The organism is Syntrophotalea acetylenica (assembly GCF_001888165.1).
Lineage (GTDB): Bacteria > Desulfobacterota > Desulfuromonadia > Desulfuromonadales > Syntrophotaleaceae > Syntrophotalea > Syntrophotalea acetylenica.
Genome location: NZ_CP015455.1, coordinates 2842471 through 2860665 on the forward strand (window position 1 = coordinate 2842471; position 18195 = coordinate 2860665).

15 protein-coding genes and 1 pseudogene are annotated in these 18195 nt (G+C 60.7%); 9 read left to right on the top strand and 7 right to left on the bottom strand.

What is annotated here, in order from left to right:
* Positions 1-124: 124 nt before the first annotated feature.
* Positions 125-931, bottom strand: a complete 807-nt coding sequence (locus tag A6070_RS13370) for a hypothetical protein (RefSeq protein WP_072286236.1) — start codon at positions 929-931, stop codon at positions 125-127.
* Between the two features lie 324 nt (positions 932-1255).
* On the opposite strand from A6070_RS13370, the gene A6070_RS13375 reads away from it, so the two are divergent.
* Positions 1256-2074, top strand: coding sequence for a hypothetical protein (locus tag A6070_RS13375; RefSeq protein WP_072286237.1), 819 nt, complete (start codon positions 1256-1258; stop codon positions 2072-2074).
* A gap of 49 nt (positions 2075-2123) precedes the next feature.
* On the opposite strand, the gene gluQRS is transcribed toward A6070_RS13375, so the two are convergent.
* On the bottom strand, positions 2124-3041 hold the full coding sequence (gene gluQRS / locus A6070_RS13380; RefSeq protein WP_072286238.1) for a tRNA glutamyl-Q(34) synthetase GluQRS: 918 nt from the start codon (positions 3039-3041) through the stop codon (positions 2124-2126).
* A 173-nt stretch (positions 3042-3214) separates the two neighbouring features.
* Between gluQRS and A6070_RS13385 the strand changes: the two genes are divergently transcribed.
* The gene (locus A6070_RS13385) at positions 3215-4153 is read left to right on the top strand and encodes a class I SAM-dependent methyltransferase (protein WP_072286239.1); all 939 of its coding nucleotides are present in this window, start codon (positions 3215-3217) and stop codon (positions 4151-4153) included.
* A gap of 32 nt (positions 4154-4185) precedes the next feature.
* A complete protein-coding gene (locus A6070_RS13390) occupies positions 4186-6240 on the top strand; it encodes a molybdopterin-containing oxidoreductase family protein (protein ID WP_072286240.1) in 2055 nt (684 codons plus the stop codon).
* Between the two features lie 107 nt (positions 6241-6347).
* Here the strand turns inward: A6070_RS13390 and A6070_RS15645 are convergent, their stop codons facing one another.
* The 5 genes from A6070_RS15645 to A6070_RS13410 all read right to left on the bottom strand — a co-directional run bounded on the left by A6070_RS15645 (position 6348) and on the right by A6070_RS13410 (position 12159).
* Entirely contained in the window at positions 6348-6509 is a 162-nt protein-coding gene (locus A6070_RS15645; RefSeq protein WP_158513981.1) for a hypothetical protein, read from the bottom strand.
* A gap of 131 nt (positions 6510-6640) precedes the next feature.
* On the bottom strand, positions 6641-8224 hold the full coding sequence (gene modF / locus A6070_RS13395; RefSeq protein WP_083558499.1) for a molybdate ABC transporter ATP-binding protein ModF: 1584 nt from the start codon (positions 8222-8224) through the stop codon (positions 6641-6643).
* Positions 8225-8304: 80 nt separating this feature from the next.
* A complete protein-coding gene (locus tag A6070_RS13400) occupies positions 8305-8676 on the bottom strand; it encodes a hypothetical protein (protein WP_072286241.1) in 372 nt (123 codons plus the stop codon).
* A 280-nt stretch (positions 8677-8956) separates the two neighbouring features.
* Positions 8957-10258 carry a diguanylate cyclase domain-containing protein gene (locus tag A6070_RS13405; protein WP_072286242.1) on the bottom strand — a complete coding sequence of 434 codons (1302 nt, stop codon included), beginning with the start codon at positions 10256-10258 and terminating at the stop codon, positions 8957-8959.
* Between the two features lie 20 nt (positions 10259-10278).
* Complete coding sequence (locus A6070_RS13410; RefSeq protein WP_072286243.1) at positions 10279-12159, bottom strand: PAS domain S-box protein; 1881 nt, start codon at positions 12157-12159, stop codon at positions 10279-10281.
* A gap of 355 nt (positions 12160-12514) precedes the next feature.
* Between A6070_RS13410 and A6070_RS13415 the strand changes: the two genes are divergently transcribed.
* The 6 genes and pseudogenes from A6070_RS13415 (at position 12515) to A6070_RS13440 (ending at position 18179) form a co-directional block, all read left to right on the top strand.
* The gene (locus tag A6070_RS13415) at positions 12515-12922 is read left to right on the top strand and encodes a response regulator (RefSeq protein WP_158513982.1); all 408 of its coding nucleotides are present in this window, start codon (positions 12515-12517) and stop codon (positions 12920-12922) included.
* 53 nt (positions 12923-12975) lie between these two features.
* Positions 12976-14348: pseudogene (locus A6070_RS13420) on the top strand (sigma-54 interaction domain-containing protein).
* Between the two features lie 184 nt (positions 14349-14532).
* On the top strand, positions 14533-14883 hold the full coding sequence (locus A6070_RS13425; RefSeq protein ID WP_072286244.1) for a NifB/NifX family molybdenum-iron cluster-binding protein: 351 nt from the start codon (positions 14533-14535) through the stop codon (positions 14881-14883).
* The gene (locus A6070_RS15835) at positions 14880-15833 is read left to right on the top strand and encodes a radical SAM protein (protein WP_072286245.1); all 954 of its coding nucleotides are present in this window, start codon (positions 14880-14882) and stop codon (positions 15831-15833) included. The genes A6070_RS13425 and A6070_RS15835 overlap by 4 nt, the downstream gene beginning before the upstream one ends.
* Positions 15834-15906: 73 nt before the next feature.
* The gene (locus A6070_RS16190; RefSeq protein WP_072286246.1) at positions 15907-17727 is read left to right on the top strand and encodes an ATP-binding protein; all 1821 of its coding nucleotides are present in this window, start codon (positions 15907-15909) and stop codon (positions 17725-17727) included.
* Positions 17728-17744: 17 nt separating this feature from the next.
* Positions 17745-18179, top strand: a complete 435-nt coding sequence (locus A6070_RS13440; RefSeq protein ID WP_072286247.1) for a NifB/NifX family molybdenum-iron cluster-binding protein — start codon at positions 17745-17747, stop codon at positions 18177-18179.
* Positions 18180-18195 lie beyond the last annotated feature (16 nt).

Here is an 18195-nt window from a genome sequence, read left to right on the forward strand (position 1 = left end):
ATTATGCTTCTATCTACCTTGTTTGAAACAAACTGTCAATGGCTTAATTGCTTTTTCAAGGCACTGTCCTTTCGGTTTTGCGGGGCGCCCTTTCGGAAAAAGGACGCCCCGCAGAGCCAGACGATCATTCGTCAGCCGGCTTGCCGAAAGGATTCAGCAGTCCCGGCTTGAGGCCGGAAGCCAGGTTTTTGAACAATGCGTGATAGGGAACCGGCAACTGGCTCTTTCCGAGCCAACTCTTGTCCGGTGTGGTCAGGGCCCGCTCCAGGCCCGGCACCGTGATATATTTTTTCGCCACCTGATCGGTCTGGTTATAATAGGCCTCGTCGAAATCCGGATATTGCAGGTTCAAAAAGGGTTCTCCGACCGGACTGCGGGATTCCCAGACGATCTCCCCGGTGGGCAGCACCACCGCCGCGGATACCAGAATACTATCATAGACGGCATCCAGGTAATTGATTCGGGTGCGATCCCAACGCCGTTCCTGCCTCGGGGCACCGTTGAAAACGACCACCAGCAGGGCATCGACCGCCGCGCTCCGGGCCAACTCAGCAACCGCATCGGGGCGGAAACGATAAACATAACCGCCATCCTTGTCGGCCATGGCCTTGCGTGACACGGCGATGCTGCGCAACAGTTCATCCGGCTGCCCCGGCACCGCACGCACATCGAAGTAGGCCTTTTTCTCGCGCAACAGTTCAACCAGCGCCACCTCTTTGCCGGCGTTGGCCCGCCGCAGCGCCTCGATAACCTGCGCTGCCTCGGGATGGCGGATCGACGATCCGTCATCCACAATCAGCGGCAAAACCCCGAGCGTCTTGACCAGAGATCGGTACTGGTCCTTGGGAACATTGTAAACGCCGCTGGAGCAGCCGACCGATACCATCGTCGTCAGCAGAAACAGTATCATCATCCATCCCGTGCGCCCCATAAATCCTTCCTCCCTGAAAAGCAGCTTTCCTGCCTTTCGTCATAGGTTTTTCATCTAAAAACGACTCTTCCCCCACCCACCGGCGCACCTGCCGGACGGCGCGCAGCGCCGTCCAGACCAACCAGGGAAAAACAGGCGATCGCACCGACCAGGTCAACACATGATGCCACCGCAAGAACCATGCCTTGCCTTGTTCACGGCGGCATCGGAGCAGAGAAAAGCGCTCCAGTCAAGGGATTGTTGACAGACCCTCGCGAAGGGGTTAAATTCCTTTACATTGCTCATCTATTTAGGTTTTTTTAATTTCAAAGGAGGGATTCTCCCATGAAAGCCTTTTTGGCCCTTGTCCGCAAACATTTGTTTGCCTGTATCTGCCTGCTGATGGTTTCCGGCCCCTGCCTGGCCGCCAGTCTTGAACCCACCGGCCTGCAGGACGGCCAGTTGCTCCCCAAAAACCGGGCCGAGCTTCGCGTCGGCCTCTCCTACGCCGACGGCACGCACAATCTGTTCCAGAGCGAAGACCGCGACCGCAGGGTTTTCGAGGTCCCGTCCCTGACTCTTACCCTGGGTCTCGCTGAACGCGTCGAAGCCCAACTGCTGTACAGCTACCTGCATCTGCGTGAAGACGGCCAGGGCGACAAATGGGGCAGCGGCGACCTGACGATGGGTCTTAAAGTCCGCATCTGGCAGGAATCGCTGCGCCTGCCGGCCATCGCCCTGCGCCTGGCCACCAAGTTGCCCAATGCCGACGACAAAAACGACTTCGGCACCGATGACGCGGATGTCTTTATCGAAGCGCTGTTCACGCGCAATTATCCCTTGTTCAGCCTGTTCGTCAACACCGGACTGGCGATTCTCGGCAATCCGCATTCGGGCAGCAGCAGCCAGCACGACATGATCAAATATGGCGTCGGCGTAAGAATCCCGGTACTGGAAGACCGACTCGACGCCCTGGTGTCCGTCGAGGGCATGGAAGGCTCCTATTCGCTCAACAGCCGCGGTGCCCTGCGCGCCGGCATTCAGGCCCGCCTGGGACGCTTTACCTGGGACCTGGGCGGCTCCGTCGGCTACATCAGCAAAAGCGAGAACTGGAGCCTGCGCACCGGCCTGACCACTTATTTCGACCTGCCGGCCAACTGGTAATCCCTGCAGAGGCCGGAGCCACTGCAGGCTCCGGCCTCTGCAGCATTCATTACCTGCTCCTCGGCACCTTCGCACGATCGAAATGCCGCACCGCCCAGCTCAGCACCTCCGCAGGCTGAGCGCCTTGCAAACCCTCCGGCACATTTTGCCCCAGGAACCTCAGCGCCTGGCAGATCAAATTTCCGCCGCCGTCGCGGTCGAGGCTCACGGCACCGTGGCGTTTGCTGAGCTTTTCGCCATCCGGCGCCAGCGCCAGCGGCAGATGCGCATAGCAGGGCACGGCAAATCCGAGACAATGGTGCAGATAGATCTGCCGGGGCGTACTGCTGAGCAGGTCGGCTCCGCGCACCACCTGGGTAACGCCGCTTTCGGCATCGTCCACCACCACCGCCAGCTGATAGGCAAACAGGCCATCGGCCCGGCGCAACACAAAATCACCGACATCCTCCGCCAGGCACTGCCGGTACTCGCCGTTCAGGCAGTCGTGAAAGCCGACCGTGCAATGCGGCACGCGCAGGCGCCAGGCTCTCGCCGGACGCCCTGGCGGCAGGCCATCCCGACAGGTACCGGCGTAGACCGGCCCCTCCTCGCCGCGATGGGGCGCGCTGGCCAGCACCTCTTTGCGGGAGCAGGCACAGGCAAACAGATGGCCGCTTCGACGCAACTGGTCCAAAACAGCCTCGTAGCGCTCGACGCGACGGCTCTGAAACAGGATTTCACCGTCCCACTCCAACCCCAGTCTCTCCAGGGTCCGCAGTATTTCGTCCGCGGCCCCCGGTACCAGTCGCGGTCCGTCCAGGTCCTCCATGCGCACCAGCCAGCGGCCTCCGGCCTGCCTGGCGAAGCAGTAGCTGCCTACCGCCGTCACCAGTGAACCAAAATGCAGCGCGCCCGTGGGGCTGGGTGCAAAACGCCCGACGACCCCGGTGGTTGCGGCTGTGCGATGGGATATATGCAGCTCGTTCATAATGTTGAAAATAATGCCGGCAGGCCCGTGCAGCTGTCAAGAGGGCCGGCATGGCAACCGGCGACAGGCATGATGGAAATTTGTGGTATTTTTTATACACAGGGGAATTTGGTGCAGGTGCTTTGTGGTGTCTGCCGCTATGCTGCTCCATCTTTTTCGCGAAGGCATCAACCATGAAAAAGCCATTGCTGAAGGTTCTGATCTGTCCTGCCTGCCGGCCGGCCGAAGTCGCCCTCACCCCGGAGATTCGTCAGGAATGCGGGGGAGATATCCTGCAGGGCGACCTGATCTGCCCAGCCTGCGGTCACGCCTATCCGATCCGTGACGGACTGGCATACCTCGAACCACCGGCAACCTCGCCAAAACAGGCCGGCACCGGTTATGAATCGCCCCGGGCACTGGCCTCTTACCTCTGGAGCCATTACGGCGACCTGCTCGGCGACAGCGAAGCCTCCGACGCCTACCACCGCTGGGCCGGACTGATGGCGCCGGGCCAGGGCCTGGCCCTGGACATTGGTTCGGCCGTCGGCAGGTTTGCCTTCGAAATCCACGACCGGTTCGATTTCGTCATCGGCATCGACAAATCCGAATCTTTTATCCGCACCGCCCGGGAACTGCTGATTCGACGAGGACGGACGGTACTGCTGCCTGAGGAAGGGCAGCTGGTCCGGGAAACCACCCTGCGGCTGCCTGCGGCCTGGCATGGCCACAATGTCGAATTTCTGGTGGCTGACGCCCAGGCCCTGCCGTTCCGGTCGAGTACTTTTTCCTGCCTGGCTTCCCTGAATCTGGTCGACAAGCTGCCCTGTCCGCTGCGGCATCTGGCCGAGATGGACCGCGTAGCCCTCTCGACGGGGGCACAGGTGCTGGTTTCGGATCCCTTTTCCTGGTCCCTGGAAACCGCCGAGGAACGTCACTGGCTGGGGGGCAAAACCAGCCAGCCCTTTGCCGGTCGGGGCCTGGACAATATCGAAGCATTGCTGCGCGGCGAACTGCCGGGTCTGCGGAAAAGCTGGTCCATGGAAAACCGGGGACATGTCTGGTGGAAAATCCGTACCCATGCCAATCATTTCGAGCTGATCCGCAGCTGCTATATCAAGGCCCGGCGCTGACCGAAACGCCTGCCTGCGAAAAGGAGCGCGCCATGAAAAAGGATACCATCTGCCGCCTGTGCTCGGCCTGTTGTCCGGTGGAAGCCGAGGTGGAAAACGGCCGGCTCATCGCCGTCAAGCGCAAATCACTCGCGCCCCCCGATCAGCAACTTTCCTGCCCCAAACTGCTGGCGGCAGTGGAAATCACCTATGCCCCCGAGCGGCTCACCGTCCCCTTGATCCGGAACCGTAAGGGACAGCAGTGCGAAGCGGACTGGGACCAGGCCCTTGGCGCCGTCACCTCGCAGATGGAAAAAATCCGGCAGCGTCATGGCCCCCAATCCGTGGCCTGGCTGCGCGGCATGGCCGCCGACTGGGGAGCGCCCTGGGATTATGCCAGTCGCCTGATGCAGGCCTTCGGTTCACCCAATATCATCGGCAACGGGTCCGTCTGCCATGTCGCCAGGGAAATGGCCCACCATTTCACCTACGGCGCCATGACCATCCCCCAGACAAAGGATGCGCGCTGCGTTCTGATCTGGGGGAAAAACGACCGCAACACCTGCCCGCCGGCCTTCGAAGCCATTCAGCAGGCAAGACGGCAGGGTGCACGCCTGATCGTTGTCGATCCGCTGCGCACCCCACTGGCGGAGATGGCCGATATCTGGCTGCAGATCAAGCCCGGCCACGACGGTCTGCTGGCCATGTCCATGATCAGCACCATCATCGAAGAGGGGCTGTATGATCGCGCCTTCGTGACGCAATGGTGCACCGGGTTCGAGGAACTGCGCCGTGCCGCACGGCCTTTCACCGCCGAAACTGTCGCCGCGGATACCTGGCTGGAGCCGGCCGCCATCCGCGCTGCCGCGCGCTTGTACGCCACCACCGCGCCCGCCTGCATCGTCGATGGCAACGGCCTGGATATGCAGCTGCAGGTTTTTGACGCCACCCGCGCCGTCTGCATGCTGCGCGCCCTGACCGGCAACCTCGACCGCCCCGGCGGGGACCTGCTGCCTCAGCCGGTGCCGGCACGCAACCTCCAACTCCAGGATCAGCTGCCCGCGCAGCTACCGGCGATCACCTGCGGCTATCCCCTGTTCAGCAGTTTCCACCCCAATTGGGGGCTGCATGCGCAATCCGCCCTGATCGATGCCATCCTCGAAGAACGGCCCTATCCGATCCGCATGCTCATCGTGCAGTCCGGCAACCCGGCCGTCACCATGACGGACACCCGCCGGGTGCGCCAGGCGTTGCAAAAACTCGACTGTCTGGTGGTCATTGATCTGTTCCCTACGCAGACCACGCGTCTGGCCGATGTCGTTTTGCCCGCCTGCGGATGCTTTGAAAAAACCCAGCTCAACCGGGCCGCCCTGCGTCATAATCTGATATGCCTGCAGGACCAGGTGATCGACCCTGTCGGCGACAGCTGGCCCGACTGGAAAATCGTGTTCGAGCTCGGCCGCAGGCTTAACCTGGACAGATTATTCCCCTGGCACAGCGTCGACCAGGCCATCGACTGCCAGCTGGAACCGGCGGGCATCACCACCGCGCAATTGCGCCGCCATCCGCAGGGCATCCGCACGGAGCCTGTCGCTTTCGAAAAGTACCGTCGCAACGGATTCGCAACGCCCACCGGCAAGGTCGAATTTCACTCCCCGCGGCTGGCGCGCCATGGCCAACCGGCAACCCCTTTTGAAAACGGGTTCGGCCCGGCCCTGGCCTTTGCCGATCAGCACCGGGAATACCCTTTCATTGCTATCAGCGGCGAGCGCAGCAGTCGTTACACCCATTCCCAGTTTCACCATATCCCCTCCCTGCGCCGCCAGGAAAACGAAGGCGTGGTCGACCTGCATCCCGACGACGCCTGCCGGCTCGGTATCGGCAACGGCGACCCGCTGCGGGTAACAACCCCCAGGGGCAGCCTTTACATGAAGGCCCGCCTCTGCGACCGGGTGCATGTCGGGTCCATTTGCATCGGCTGGGGATGGGGTGAAGTCGATCCACGGCACGGCATCAACAACCTGACCGACGATTCCTGCCGCAACCCCGTTACCGCCACGCCATCGAACCGCGGTTTTTTGTGCAGGGTGGAAAAAACGCAGGGATAAATCCCGAGGCATGCACCAAGGCCGCCGGATATTCACCTGAGCGGTGCCATGCCGGCGGCCTTGCGTGAATCGCACAGCCGCTTTGCCAAGCCCTGGTTCCGTAACGATTACCGGGGCCGACGGCCCCGGGTAGTGATCAGGCAGACAAACAGCACCAGACACAGAATCTGCCATGCCAGCAGTGAATTCCAGAGGTTCTGCAGCAAATGCCCCATCTGCAGCGACCACTCGTACAGGCTGTCACCCAACAATGCGCGTATGGATTCCATGAACATTGTCCCCCCTTTTTAAGCAGCAGCACAACAAGCGCCAAGCTAACCGGCCCGATCCCTAAAAGAAGTGTGCCCGGGATTTGCCGAACGGCAAGCGGCGGCCCGGAAAAAACGGCCATCGGCCCGAATCATGCTTTTCCCGGCACGGGACCGGCCGGCGCTTCGCTCAACCGCGCTGTAAAGCCGCCGCCAACGGCCGCCACCATCTCCATGCGGTGCCGGATGCAGGGAATACGATCTTCCGGATGGTGGGTCACATAAAGAAGCTGGGTATGCCCGCCCGCGCCGAGGTGATCGACCAGCTTCAGCACCATCTCCCGGTTGACTTCGTCCAGCCCCTGGCAAGGCTCGTCCAGAATCAGCAGGACCGGCATCTTGACCATGGCACGGGCCAGCAGGACCAGGCGCTGCTCGCCATAGGACAGAGCGCGCAGCGGCACGTGGCGCTTGTCCGCCATCTGCAGGATCTCCAGCCACTGCAGCGCGATGTCCCGCTGCGTGCGCGAGTAGCGCCCATATACCCCGATACTGTCGAAAAACCCGGAAACAACGGCCAGTTCGACCGTAACCCCGACCCGGTAACTTTCCTGGAAAGCGGTGGACACCAGACCGATTTGCCGCTTGATGTCCCAGATGCTCTCCCCCGTGCCCCGTTGGCGCCCGAACAGGCGGATGTCATTGGCATAAGCCTGGGGATTGTCGCCGGAAATCAGGCTCAGAAGGGTCGATTTTCCCGAGCCGTTGGGCCCGGAAATCTGCCAGTGCTGACCGGGCAGCACCGTCCAGTCAAGACCGTTCAGGACATATCTGCCATCATAGCGGACCATCACCTGTTTCATTTCGATCAGCGGTCCCCGCCCGGGCCAGGAGTCGGAGTCCTGCTTTTTGTCGCCTCGCGGCAGCTGATCCGGCAAGCTGTAGTGAAAAGCATGCAACCGCCGCAGCGCTCCGGATGCAAGCATCTGCTCCCGGGTGCCGCAAGCGAAAAGACGGCAGTCGCGGATATAGGCCACATGGGTCAGGCAGGGGAGAATTTCACTGAAACGGTTCAACAGCAGCACAATGCAAAGCCCCCGTTGCGTCAGGGCGGTGATCAGCCCGCGCAGAACCTCACGGGAAGCGCTATCCAGACCGTCGAACGGCTCGTCAAGCACCAGCAGCTCCGGCTCCTGCAACAGTGCCCGGCAGATCAACACCTTGCGCATTTCGCCTGTGGACAGGTAGCGGATGCCACGGTCAAGCAACCCGTCCAGGCCGAGCTGCCCGACAAGCTCTTCGAGTCTCCGTGCGGCTTCGGGCCGACCCTCCAGGATAAAATCCCGCACCGGAGTACCCTGGTCTATCCGGTCCAGAAAATCGGTGTCGTCTTTGTATCGCTCGATTCCAAGAATTTCGTCGACCGTTTCAAACGCGACACACACCGATTTCCCGGCGAGGTGCAAGGTTCCACGGAGAACCTCCATTTCACCGCACAACAGCCTGCCCAGCGCCGACTTCCCTGAACCGTTGGCACCCACCACGGCCCAATGCTGACCGTTGCCGATGCGAAGATGGATATCCTGCAGCCGGGCATGCTTGCCGATGCGTGCCGTAACCCCGTCAAGATAAATTTCCGCCACCTGCCACTCCCCAAAAAGGTTATTGTGCCGCCCGCAAAACGCAAGGCCTCTCCCCACTGCTCTGGCGGTGATGGTATCCAAAAAAGGTGCCATGGTCACGGATAATCCGGATCCCGCCGGATGGCGCGCAAGCCAGAATTATAACCGGCTATGTTTGTGCCAACATACGAGGTTCAGGGGAAGGGATTGCGGGGATCGGACCGCAAACGCAGATCAAAGGCACCGAGCAGAGCCCGGGCGGCAGCCCGCGGCGGCATGCGCAGCAACCGGCGCTGAAAAGCCGTGGCGCCGCCGGGCACATTGGCCAGCAGGTAATCGAGGGCGGCGCGCTGGTCGGGCTGCCAAACCAGCTGCACCAGTTCATCGGCGGTTTCTTCGTGAACCAGACACGCACAATCGGCCAGCCCCCAGGACATGAGCTGAAACACCGGCAGCACCACAGGGTGTTCACTGACCCCGGCGGCCTTGAGCTTGAGGCTGGCCAGACGATTGAGAGGAGTCAGCCGCAGAGCCGCGGCCCCGCCTGGATGTCTTTTCTCGCGCATTGTCTGCCACCTGTCACAGCGTCACGCCAAGGAAAATCCCGCACACATAGGGACCTCCGGGACGATCAACGCATTAAATCAGCGATTGCTTCAAGATCGATGAATCCGGGGTTGCGGGCCGCGCGACGCACCCTTTTTTCGATCACGGCGCCGGTGCGGCGGCTGGGCCTTCCCATTTACGGTAAAAACAACACACCCAGAGACAGAATCAAGTATGCCGCAATTTTTCAGTAAAAAAAGCTTCCCGGCCATATTGGCCCGGATCCGTAAAGAACACTTCTCAGGGAAAAGTCTGTTGGCGATAAAAAGCATAGGCGCCCTTGCCGGCATGTTTGACCTGATACATGGCGGCATCGGCACGGCTGATAAGTTCGTCCGCCGACCGTGCGTGTTGCGGATAGAGGCAGATGCCAACGGAGGCGCCAAGCCGGATCTCCCGATCCCGCAGAACCAGGGGTGCCGACAACCCGTCGAGGATCTTGCGGGCCACCAGCGCGGCATCCCCGTCGTCGTTGATATTCGCCAGCAGGATGCCGAACTCGTCGCCACCGATTCGGGCGGCGGTGTCGGTGGAACGCAGCAGATCGTGCAGACGCTTGCCGATGGCTTCCAGGACCCGGTCACCGGTGACATGGCCGAAGCGGTCGTTAATCTCCTTGAAGCCGTCGAGATCGATGAACAGCATGGCGAGATGGCCGTCGGTACGTCGGGCCAGGGCCAGAGCCTGCTCCAGCCGGTCAACCAGCAGGCGACGGTTGGGCAGGCCGGTCAAAGGATCATGAGTCGCCTGCTCCTGCAGTTGCCGATTCAGCACAAGCAATTGCGTCTGCGCCTGTTTCTGCGCACTGACATCGGTCACCACGCCGGCCAGACGATAAGACTGCCCCCGGGAATCCAGCACGGGGAACCTGCGATCCCGTACCCACGACAAGGAACCGTCGGGACGCACGACACGATATTCCAGTTGCAGGCTTTCGGCGGGCGGCTGGCCAAACAACGCCCGCACCATGTCGCGATCGTCCTGGTGGACCCCCTCCATGAATGACAAAGGATCCTGATGCAGATCCTCCCGCCTGCGACCCCAGATCTTTTCATACGCCGGGCTGACATACACCAGTTTTTCAAAATCAGGGGTGCTGAGCCAGAAAACGTCGTCGATATTCTCGGCAATCAGCCGAAATTTATCTTCGCTTTCCCGCGCCTGGCAGTCCAAAGCATACCTGTGCAGAGCCAGCTCGACGCTGATGCGAAGATCCTGTTCCTGGAAAGGCTTGCGCAAAAAACCGTAAGGGGCGGTGTTTTTGGCGCGCGCCAGAGTATCCTCATCGGCGTGAGAAGTGAGGTAAATCACCGGGATTCCGTATTTTTCGCGGATGTCAGCGGCTACCTCGATGCCGTTTACCACACCCTTGAGGCAGATATCCATGAGCACCAGATCGGGCTTGCATTTGGCTACGGACTGCAGTGCTTCCCCGGCACAGGCGACAATGCCGCATACCGCATATCCCATGCGCAGCAGGCGGGCCCTGATTTCCAGCGCGATCAAGGCTTCATCTTCAACAATCAACAGTTTGGCTTGCACCGTGACAGGCTCCTTCGGAATCAGGGACTCCCGACGGGGAAAATGATGTCAAAACGGGTTCCGGCGCCGTCAACCAGGGAGATATCCCCATCGAGCTGCGCCACCAGCGCGCACACCAGCTGCAATCCCAGAGTCTGGGTATGGCGGTAGTCGAAGCCCGCGGGCAGACCCACGCCGTCATCCGCAACGGACAACTTCACATCCCGCTGCCGGGAACTGATTTCGATCCTCACCATGCCGCGGCGGCCATCGGGGAACGCATGTTTGATGGCATTGGAGAACAGTTCGGCAATCAGCAGACCGCAGGGCACGACTTTTTCGATATCGACGGTCACATCCGCTACGAGAACTTCACACTCGATGCGTGACTCGGGCAACATATTCACCTGACGCATGTGAGATACCAGACTGTGCACATACTCCCGCAGGCTGATATCGGCCAGGCTTTTGGACTGATAGAGCTGTTCATGGGCCAGGGCCATGGAACAGATGCGGTTCTGGCTTTCGGCAAACAACGCCCTGACCTCCGGATCCTCGATCTTCTGGGACTGCAGATACAGCAGACTCGAGACCACCTGGAGGTTGTTTTTGACCCGGTGATGGATTTCCTTGAGGAGCACCTCCTTTTCCTCCAGTGAGGCCTTGAGGCGTTGCTCGGCGGTTTTGCGTTCGGTGATGTCGACCAGCAGGTTGACCGCTCCGATCAGATTGCCGGCACTATCGTACAAAGGTTCGGGGTAGGCGATCACGTGCGACGTGCCACCCTGTTCCCGGTCGACAAGCATCTCCTGGCCTTGAAACCGGCGCCCCTTTTCCAGCGTCATGGCCATGGGGCTCTCGGCGCAAACCATGGGGCTGCCATCGGGATAACGCAGACGATAGGCACCACTCCAGCGGTCCCGGTCGGGATCGGGCCGCCGCCCCCACAGTTCGGCGGCACAACGGTTGTAAAAAGTGATGCGTCCCTGCGCGTCGGTGGTGTAAGCCGCGATGGGCAGCATTTTCATCACCTGCCGCAGACGTTCCCTGCTCTGGCGCAGACTCTGTTCGGCTGCCTTGCGTTCGGTGATGTCCGTGATGAATACGCAATGGTACTCCCTGCCGCCAAACTCGACATGATTGACGCGAACCTCGACAGGGTAGGACCTGCCGTCCCTGGCGCGATGGACGGATTCGATGGTATAGGATCCCAGGGTACGCACCTGCTTCCAGCGCCGAAAAAATTCCTCGGCGGGATAGGCCGGATCGAAATCGAAAATGGACATGCCGACAAGCTCTTCGCGGCTGTAGCCAAGGGCGCGACAGGCTGCCTCGTTGGCATAGAAAACCCTGGCGTCCTCGGTTATCCAGAAAGCCTGGTCGGTGGTATGGTCCACGACGTACTGGGTAAAACGCAGCGCTTCGTCGGCCTGCCTGCGCTCGGTGATATCTTCGATGAATCCCTCAATCTGATCCGGGCAGTCATCGACCTTGCAGAGGCGTACGCTACAATCGATAAAACTGCCGTCGCGGCATCGGTAGCGGCCTTCGAACTGCTGCCAACTGGAAGATTGTCGCACCTGTGCAAGCACCTCTTTTCCGGGATCTTCTCCGACACACAGCGTTTGCCGAAAACCATGCCGGTTGATATCCGCGATCATTTGATCCTGCGAATCATATTTGAACATCTGGACCAAAGCGGGGTTAACGGCCAGCAACTGCATTTCGTGGGTGGCACGGAAAATGCCAAGAGGCGCATTTTCAAAAAAATGGCGATACCGTTTTTCCGAAGCGTAGAGGGCCTGTTCAACCTGCCAGGCGCTCTCTGTCGTTCCGCTTACCTTGTAACCATGTTCTTCAAGAAGTTTCCGAAAGATTTCCGGATCGTGTCCGGCTCCTTCGATGACCAGGAAGGTCCTCATGCAAACTCCGTATGGCAGCGCGGCATGCCTTCTAGGATTGACAGGGACGGGCAGATTCACCTGGGATGAAATATTTCCAACTAATCAATATTCGTTTTTTCTCGAGTCATACCTCATGTTCAAAGGATACAGAGTCAGTCTATTTTATTCCTGTATACGGAATCAATAGAAAACCGTTCTAGAAAACCCCCTGTCATGCCGAGGGACCGATGTTGAATCCAGGTTCGATGCGGCTCATCTCGGCAGGCATATTTGTATGCCGACCCCGGAAACGTGTATACTGGGAGAGCAGCATCAGACTTTGGGTCGCAGCCATCCAGAGATTCAGGATAACTGCCAGGGTTCAGACGAGACCATGAAACAGCCAGCGGAAATCAGAATACTGCTTGTGGAGGACGAAGCCATTACGGCACTGGCCCTGGCCAGTGCCCTGCAGGCCATGGGATATCAGATCAGCCCCCCGGTTGCCACCGGGGAAAAAGCCCTCGCGAGCCTGGCCCTCGACCCCGTCGATGTGGTACTGATGGACATCAGCCTTGCCGGCAGCCTGAACGGCATCGAAACGGCCCGCAAGATGATGCAGGCCGGACATCGGGACATCATCTTCATCACCGGCTATTCCTGCGGCCTGCTGTATGACAGCGCCAGAGCACTCGATCCGGTGGCGATCTTCACCAAACCGGTCAAGCCCGCGGATCTGAAAGCCGCCATCGATGGGGCCGTCCTGCCACCCCCGCCCTGCAACGGATGCTCGCGACCGTAAAGGCCCCCGGCGATCGCGCGTAGCAACCCACCTTTATTACAGGTTTCGAAACCATGTCAAGCAATGCCACGCCGCAACTCGACGGCCATGTTACCGACATCATCCTTGAGAGCATTTCAGATGGCGTGTTTACCGTGGACCACAAGTGGCGCATAACCTCCTTCAACCGCGCCGCTGAAAAAATCACCGGCATCTGCCGCCAGGACGCCATCGGCAAATATTGCTGGGAGGTTTTCCGTTCCAACATGTGCGAGGCGGACTGCGCTCTGCGCCGCACCATGAAACGGGGAAAGTCCTTTGTCGACTCCTCGACCTATATCGTTAACCGTCAACAACGCCGCGTTCCACTGGTGGTGGTAACCTCCCTGCTCAAGGATGCACAGGGTACCGTGGTGGGCGGAGTGGAAACCTTCCGAGACATGAGTCAGGTGGAGCAGTTGCGGCAGGAACTCGATGATCGGCGGCGTGTCGGCGACATCATCAGCCACAGCCCCCTCATGCACAAAATCTTCACCCTGCTGCCGCAGGTGGCACAAAGCGACTGCACCGTACTGATCCAGGGCGAAACCGGCACCGGCAAGGAACTGCTGGCCCGCGCACTGCACGATCTGAGTCCGCGGCGAAAGCGGCCCTTCGTCGCCGTCAACTGCGGCGCCCTTCCCGACACGCTTTTGGAATCGGAACTGTTCGGCTACAAGGCCGGAGCCTTTACCCATGCCACCCGGAACAAACCGGGCCTGTTCGCCACCGCCGAAGGCGGCACCCTGCTTCTCGACGAGATCGGCGATATCAGCCCGGCATTTCAGGTACGTCTGCTACGGGTGCTGCAGGAACGACAGATCCAGCCCCTCGGTAGCACCGGGCCGATACCGGTCAACGTGCGGGTACTGGCCGCCACCAATCGCAACCTGGCCGAGATGGCGGAACAGGGCGCTTTCCGTCGGGATCTTTTCTATCGCATCAACGTGATGCGCCTCGACCTGCCCCCCTGCGCCAGCGCAGGGAAGATATTCCGCTGCTGGTCGAGGTCTTTATCGAGCGCCTCAACCTGCTGCGCAACAAACAGGTTGGCGGCATCCGCCAGGATGCCCTGGCCCTGCTCATGAACTACCCGTTTCCCGGCAATATCCGCGAACTGGAAAACTTCATTGAGCACGCCTTTGTGCTGTGCGGCGACGGCCTGATCGAACCCGGTTTTTTGCCCGAAGCAGTGCGCCGGACAATTGCGCCGCCGCCGTCTCACAACAGCCTCGACGACGCCTGTCGCGCCACGGAGGCGCAGATGATTCTCACCGCCCTGAAGCGCCACGATTTCAACCGGCTGGCCGCCGCCCGGGAACTGGGCATGCACAAAAGCACCCTGTTCCGAAAAATCCGCCGCCTCGGTCTCACCTTGCCGAACACCGACGGTCGCCACCGCATTTAAGGCCAAGAGTCGCATATAAGCGACCCTCCCGGCAATAAACATTGCATCATTGCAACCCTACCTTTTTTGCCGACTACGTCCTACATTCATAAGAATCTGTTTTCACGGTTGTTTTTAGGCGCCGCTCGCTGGTTTTGTGCCTGGCATTACATTTGCTATATAAGAATAACGGAGGGCAATCCTGATGAAAATCGCCGTGACCATCTGGAAAAAAAGGGTTTCACCGCTGTTCGAGGCGGCACGCAGCCTGTTGATAGCGGATACCGCCCAACACACCGTCGTAAGTATGAACACTTGTCCGATACCACCGGAGTTGCCCCATTTCCGGGCCGCCAGGCTGGCCGAACTGGGAGTGGAGGTGCTGATCTGCGGCGCCATCTCCCGGCCGCAGGCCATCCTGCTGCAGGCTTACGGTATCCGGGTTTTATCCGACATCACCGGTCGGGCGGAAGCGGCCCTGGCAGCTTTCCTGGATGATCGCCTGGCTCTTCACACGCACACCGACGACCACCACCAGGCAGGGAAGACAACATGAAAAACTACCGCTATCTGTTCGGCCCCGTTCCCTCGCGCCGTTTCGGACGCTCCCTTGGCGTCGACCTGACGCCCCTTAAAACGTGTTCGCTCAACTGCGTTTTCTGCCAGTTGGGCCGCACGCCCCGCACCACCCTGGATCGCCGCGAATATGTACCGACAGATCAGGTTCTGGCGGAATTGCAGGACTGGCTGGCCAGCGGCCAGAGCGCCGACTACATCAGCCTGGCGGGATCCGGAGAACCGACCCTGCACAGGGACTTCGGCACGGTGCTGCAATACCTTCGCGAGCATAGTGACATTCCGTCGGCTTTGCTGACCAACGGCACCTTGCTGCATCTGCCCGAGGTCCGGCAGGCAGCGGCACAAGCCGATGTGGTCAAGGCTTCTCTCAGCGCCTGGAATCAGGCGTCCTTCGGCTGGATCAACCGCCCCCACCCCACATTGCGCTTTGCGGATCTGCTGAGCGGCCTGCAAAGTTTTCGCAGCGAATTCAAAGGGCAGTTGTGGCTCGAAGTCTTTCTGGTCGGCGGCATGAACGCGATCCCCGCCGACCTGCGCAAGATCGCCGCGCTGGCCGCCACCATCGCGCCGGACCGTATCCAGCTCAACACCGCGGTGCGGCCTCCGGCTGAGGATTTTGCCATGCCACTGTCCCGCAAACAACTGGAGGACCTGTCCCTTCTGTTCGAGCCGCGGGCGGAAGTGATCGCCGAATTCGATGGCAGCGCCGATAAGAAATTCGAAATCAATCTGGAAAGCATTCACGCCATGCTTCTTCGCCGGCCCTGCACCGCCGCGCAGATTGCCCAAACCTTCGGCCTGCACGACAACGAGGTGGCCAAATACCTTGGCCGGCTGGTCCGTGACGCCAGAGTCCAGCCCGAAACGCGCGGGGCTGAAGTGTATTACCGGGCAAGCGAAGCAGGATCCAGCCACGCCCGGCCGTAGCCAGCACCATGGACGGGACGGACTTTTCGCGAAATTAACTCGCCCCTTAAAAAGTTATTTGGAGGATTTACCGATGATTATTGCCGTAGCCAGCGGAAAAGGGGGTACCGGAAAGACCACCTTTTCCGTCAATCTCGCCCAGGCCCTGGCGCAAAAAGGCGCCGACGTCCAATTGCTCGACTGCGATGTCGAGGAACCCAACGATCACCTGTTCGTGCGCCCCGATTTCAGCCAGCGCAGCCCGGTGCAGGCCAACAAGCCGGTATGGAACGAGTCTTTGTGTATCGGCTGCGGCCGCTGCGCCCAGGCCTGCCGTTTCAACGCCCTGGCCTTTATCAACCAGAAGGTGCTGCTGTTCAACGAACTGTGCCACGCCTGCGGCGTGTGCGCGTGGGTCTGCCCGGTCAGCGCATTTACCGAGCAGCCGATCGAAATCGGCCGCATCGAAGCGGCCCCCGACCATAAGCCTTATGCTTTTGCCCATGGTATCCTCAACATCGGCGAAGCGATGGCACCGGCGGTCATCCGCCGCCTGAAAACCCTTGTTCGCCCCGGGGCCATCACCATTCTGGACGCGTCGCCGGGGACCTCCTGCCCGGTGGTCGAGACCCTCAGCGGCGCGGATGTCGCGGTGCTGGTCACGGAACCGACCCCCTTCGGCCTGAACGATCTTAAACTGGCCGTGCAGCTGGCCCTGCGCAAGGGCCTCCCGACCGGCATCGTCATCAACCGGTCGGATGGCACCGATGCCCTCATCGGCGAATACGCAAAACAGGTCGGCGTCCCGGTGCTGGGTCGCATCCCCTTCAACCGGGCCTATGCCGAAACCTATGCCGGCGGCGGCAGCCTGGTGGATGCCTTCCCGGAAGTGCGTGGCAATCTGCTGTCCATTTACGCGGCCATCGCCTCCCTCGCCGGAAACACGCCACCCCCGCCGCCCGCGGATGAACCTCTGGAGGTAAGCCCCTCAAGCGAAATCCCCGCTGAAATGCCCTCGACGAGCAATTTCAAGGAAATCACCGTCATCAGCGGCAAGGGCGGATCGGGCAAGACCACGGTGGTATCCTCGCTGGCCATGCTGGTCGAGAACAAAGTGCTGGCGGACAACGACGTGGACGCCGCCGATCTGCACCTGCTGCTGCAACCAACCGTCCGCCAGGCCCACGAATTCGAGGGCGGCGACAAGGCAGTCATCGATGCGCAACTCTGCATCGGCTGCGGAAAATGCGCCGAAGCCTGCCACTTCGCCGCCATTCATCCGGTGGAAAAAACCGATTCGGCACAGGGGCTGGTGTTTCAGGTCGACACGCTGGGCTGCGAGGGCTGCGCTCTGTGCCAGATGGTCTGTCCGGTCGCGGCGGTAAAGCTGGCGCCCAACGTGGTCGGTACCTGGTATGTTTCGGAGACCCCCTTCGGCCCGCTGGCCCACGCGCGCCTGGGCATTGCCGAGGAAAACTCGGGCCGGCTTGTCACGCGGGTGCGCCGCACCGCCGCCGAACTGGCCAGAGCCGGTGGCCACGATTACATTCTGGGCGATGGACCGCCCGGCACCGGCTGCCCGGTAATCGCTTCCCTCAGCGGCGCGGATCGCATCCTGATCGTCACGGAACCGACCGTCTCCGGCGTGCATGATATGGAGCGGGTTCTGGAACTGGCCGAACACTTCAAAATTGCCGCGCTGATCGTTATCAACAAGGCGGATCTGCACGCCGGCCAGGCACAGCGCATCGAGGAAATCGCGCAGCAACGCAACGCCAGAGTCATTGCCCGCATCCCCTTCGACCGACAGGTCAACGACGCCCTGCTGGCCGGCAAGACCGTTATCGAATATGGCCGGGGTCCGGCCTTTGAAGCCATGCAACAGATCTGGAACCACCTCAAACAGGAGCTGTAAAGCAAAGGAGACGCTTTATGAAAATCGCGGTAACCTCGCAAGGGCAAACCCTCGACGATGCGGTCGACCCACGGTTCGGCCGCGCCCCGTATTTTCTGATCATCGACGCGGACAGCCTTACCTGCGAATCGATGCCCAACCCCAACCTCGAACTGGGCGGCGGCGCCGGCATCCAGTCCGCACAGCTGATGGCGGAGCGCGGCGTGGTCGCGGTGCTGACCGGCAATTGCGGTCCCAACGCCTTCCGCACCTTCGAAGCCGCCGGCATTCAGGTTATCACCGGCGTGAGCGGAACGGCCCGTGAAGCGGTACAGGCCTATAAGTCCGGGCGCCTGTCGCGGGCCGATGCGCCCAACGTTGCCAGCCATTTCGGCATGGGTGGCGGTGGTGGCGGCGGTCGCGGCGGCGGCATGGGTGGCGGTCGCGGCGGTGGCGGCGGAAGGAATCGCTGATCCTCGCTGTCGTGCA

Excerpts from the sequence above, each read along its gene's own strand:
- A6070_RS13370 (WP_072286236.1), bottom strand. The coding sequence starts at position 931 with ATGGGGCGCACGGGATGGATGATGATACTGTTTCTGCTGACGACGATG.
- A6070_RS13375 (WP_072286237.1), top strand. The coding sequence starts at position 1,256 with ATGAAAGCCTTTTTGGCCCTTGTCCGCAAACATTTGTTTGCCTGTATC.
- gluQRS (WP_072286238.1), bottom strand. The coding sequence starts at position 3,041 with ATGAACGAGCTGCATATATCCCATCGCACAGCCGCAACCACCGGGGTC.
- A6070_RS13385 (WP_072286239.1), top strand. The coding sequence starts at position 3,215 with ATGAAAAAGCCATTGCTGAAGGTTCTGATCTGTCCTGCCTGCCGGCCG.
- A6070_RS13390 (WP_072286240.1), top strand. The coding sequence starts at position 4,186 with ATGAAAAAGGATACCATCTGCCGCCTGTGCTCGGCCTGTTGTCCGGTG.
- A6070_RS15645 (WP_158513981.1), bottom strand. The coding sequence starts at position 6,509 with ATGGAATCCATACGCGCATTGTTGGGTGACAGCCTGTACGAGTGGTCG.
- modF (WP_083558499.1), bottom strand. The coding sequence starts at position 8,224 with ATGGCACCTTTTTTGGATACCATCACCGCCAGAGCAGTGGGGAGAGGC.
- A6070_RS13400 (WP_072286241.1), bottom strand. The coding sequence starts at position 8,676 with ATGCGCGAGAAAAGACATCCAGGCGGGGCCGCGGCTCTGCGGCTGACT.
- A6070_RS13410 (WP_072286243.1), bottom strand. The coding sequence starts at position 12,159 with ATGAGGACCTTCCTGGTCATCGAAGGAGCCGGACACGATCCGGAAATC.
- A6070_RS13415 (WP_158513982.1), top strand. The coding sequence starts at position 12,515 with ATGAAACAGCCAGCGGAAATCAGAATACTGCTTGTGGAGGACGAAGCC.
- A6070_RS13425 (WP_072286244.1), top strand. The coding sequence starts at position 14,533 with ATGAAAATCGCCGTGACCATCTGGAAAAAAAGGGTTTCACCGCTGTTC.
- A6070_RS15835 (WP_072286245.1), top strand. The coding sequence starts at position 14,880 with ATGAAAAACTACCGCTATCTGTTCGGCCCCGTTCCCTCGCGCCGTTTC.
- A6070_RS16190 (WP_072286246.1), top strand. The coding sequence starts at position 15,907 with ATGATTATTGCCGTAGCCAGCGGAAAAGGGGGTACCGGAAAGACCACC.
- A6070_RS13440 (WP_072286247.1), top strand. The coding sequence starts at position 17,745 with ATGAAAATCGCGGTAACCTCGCAAGGGCAAACCCTCGACGATGCGGTC.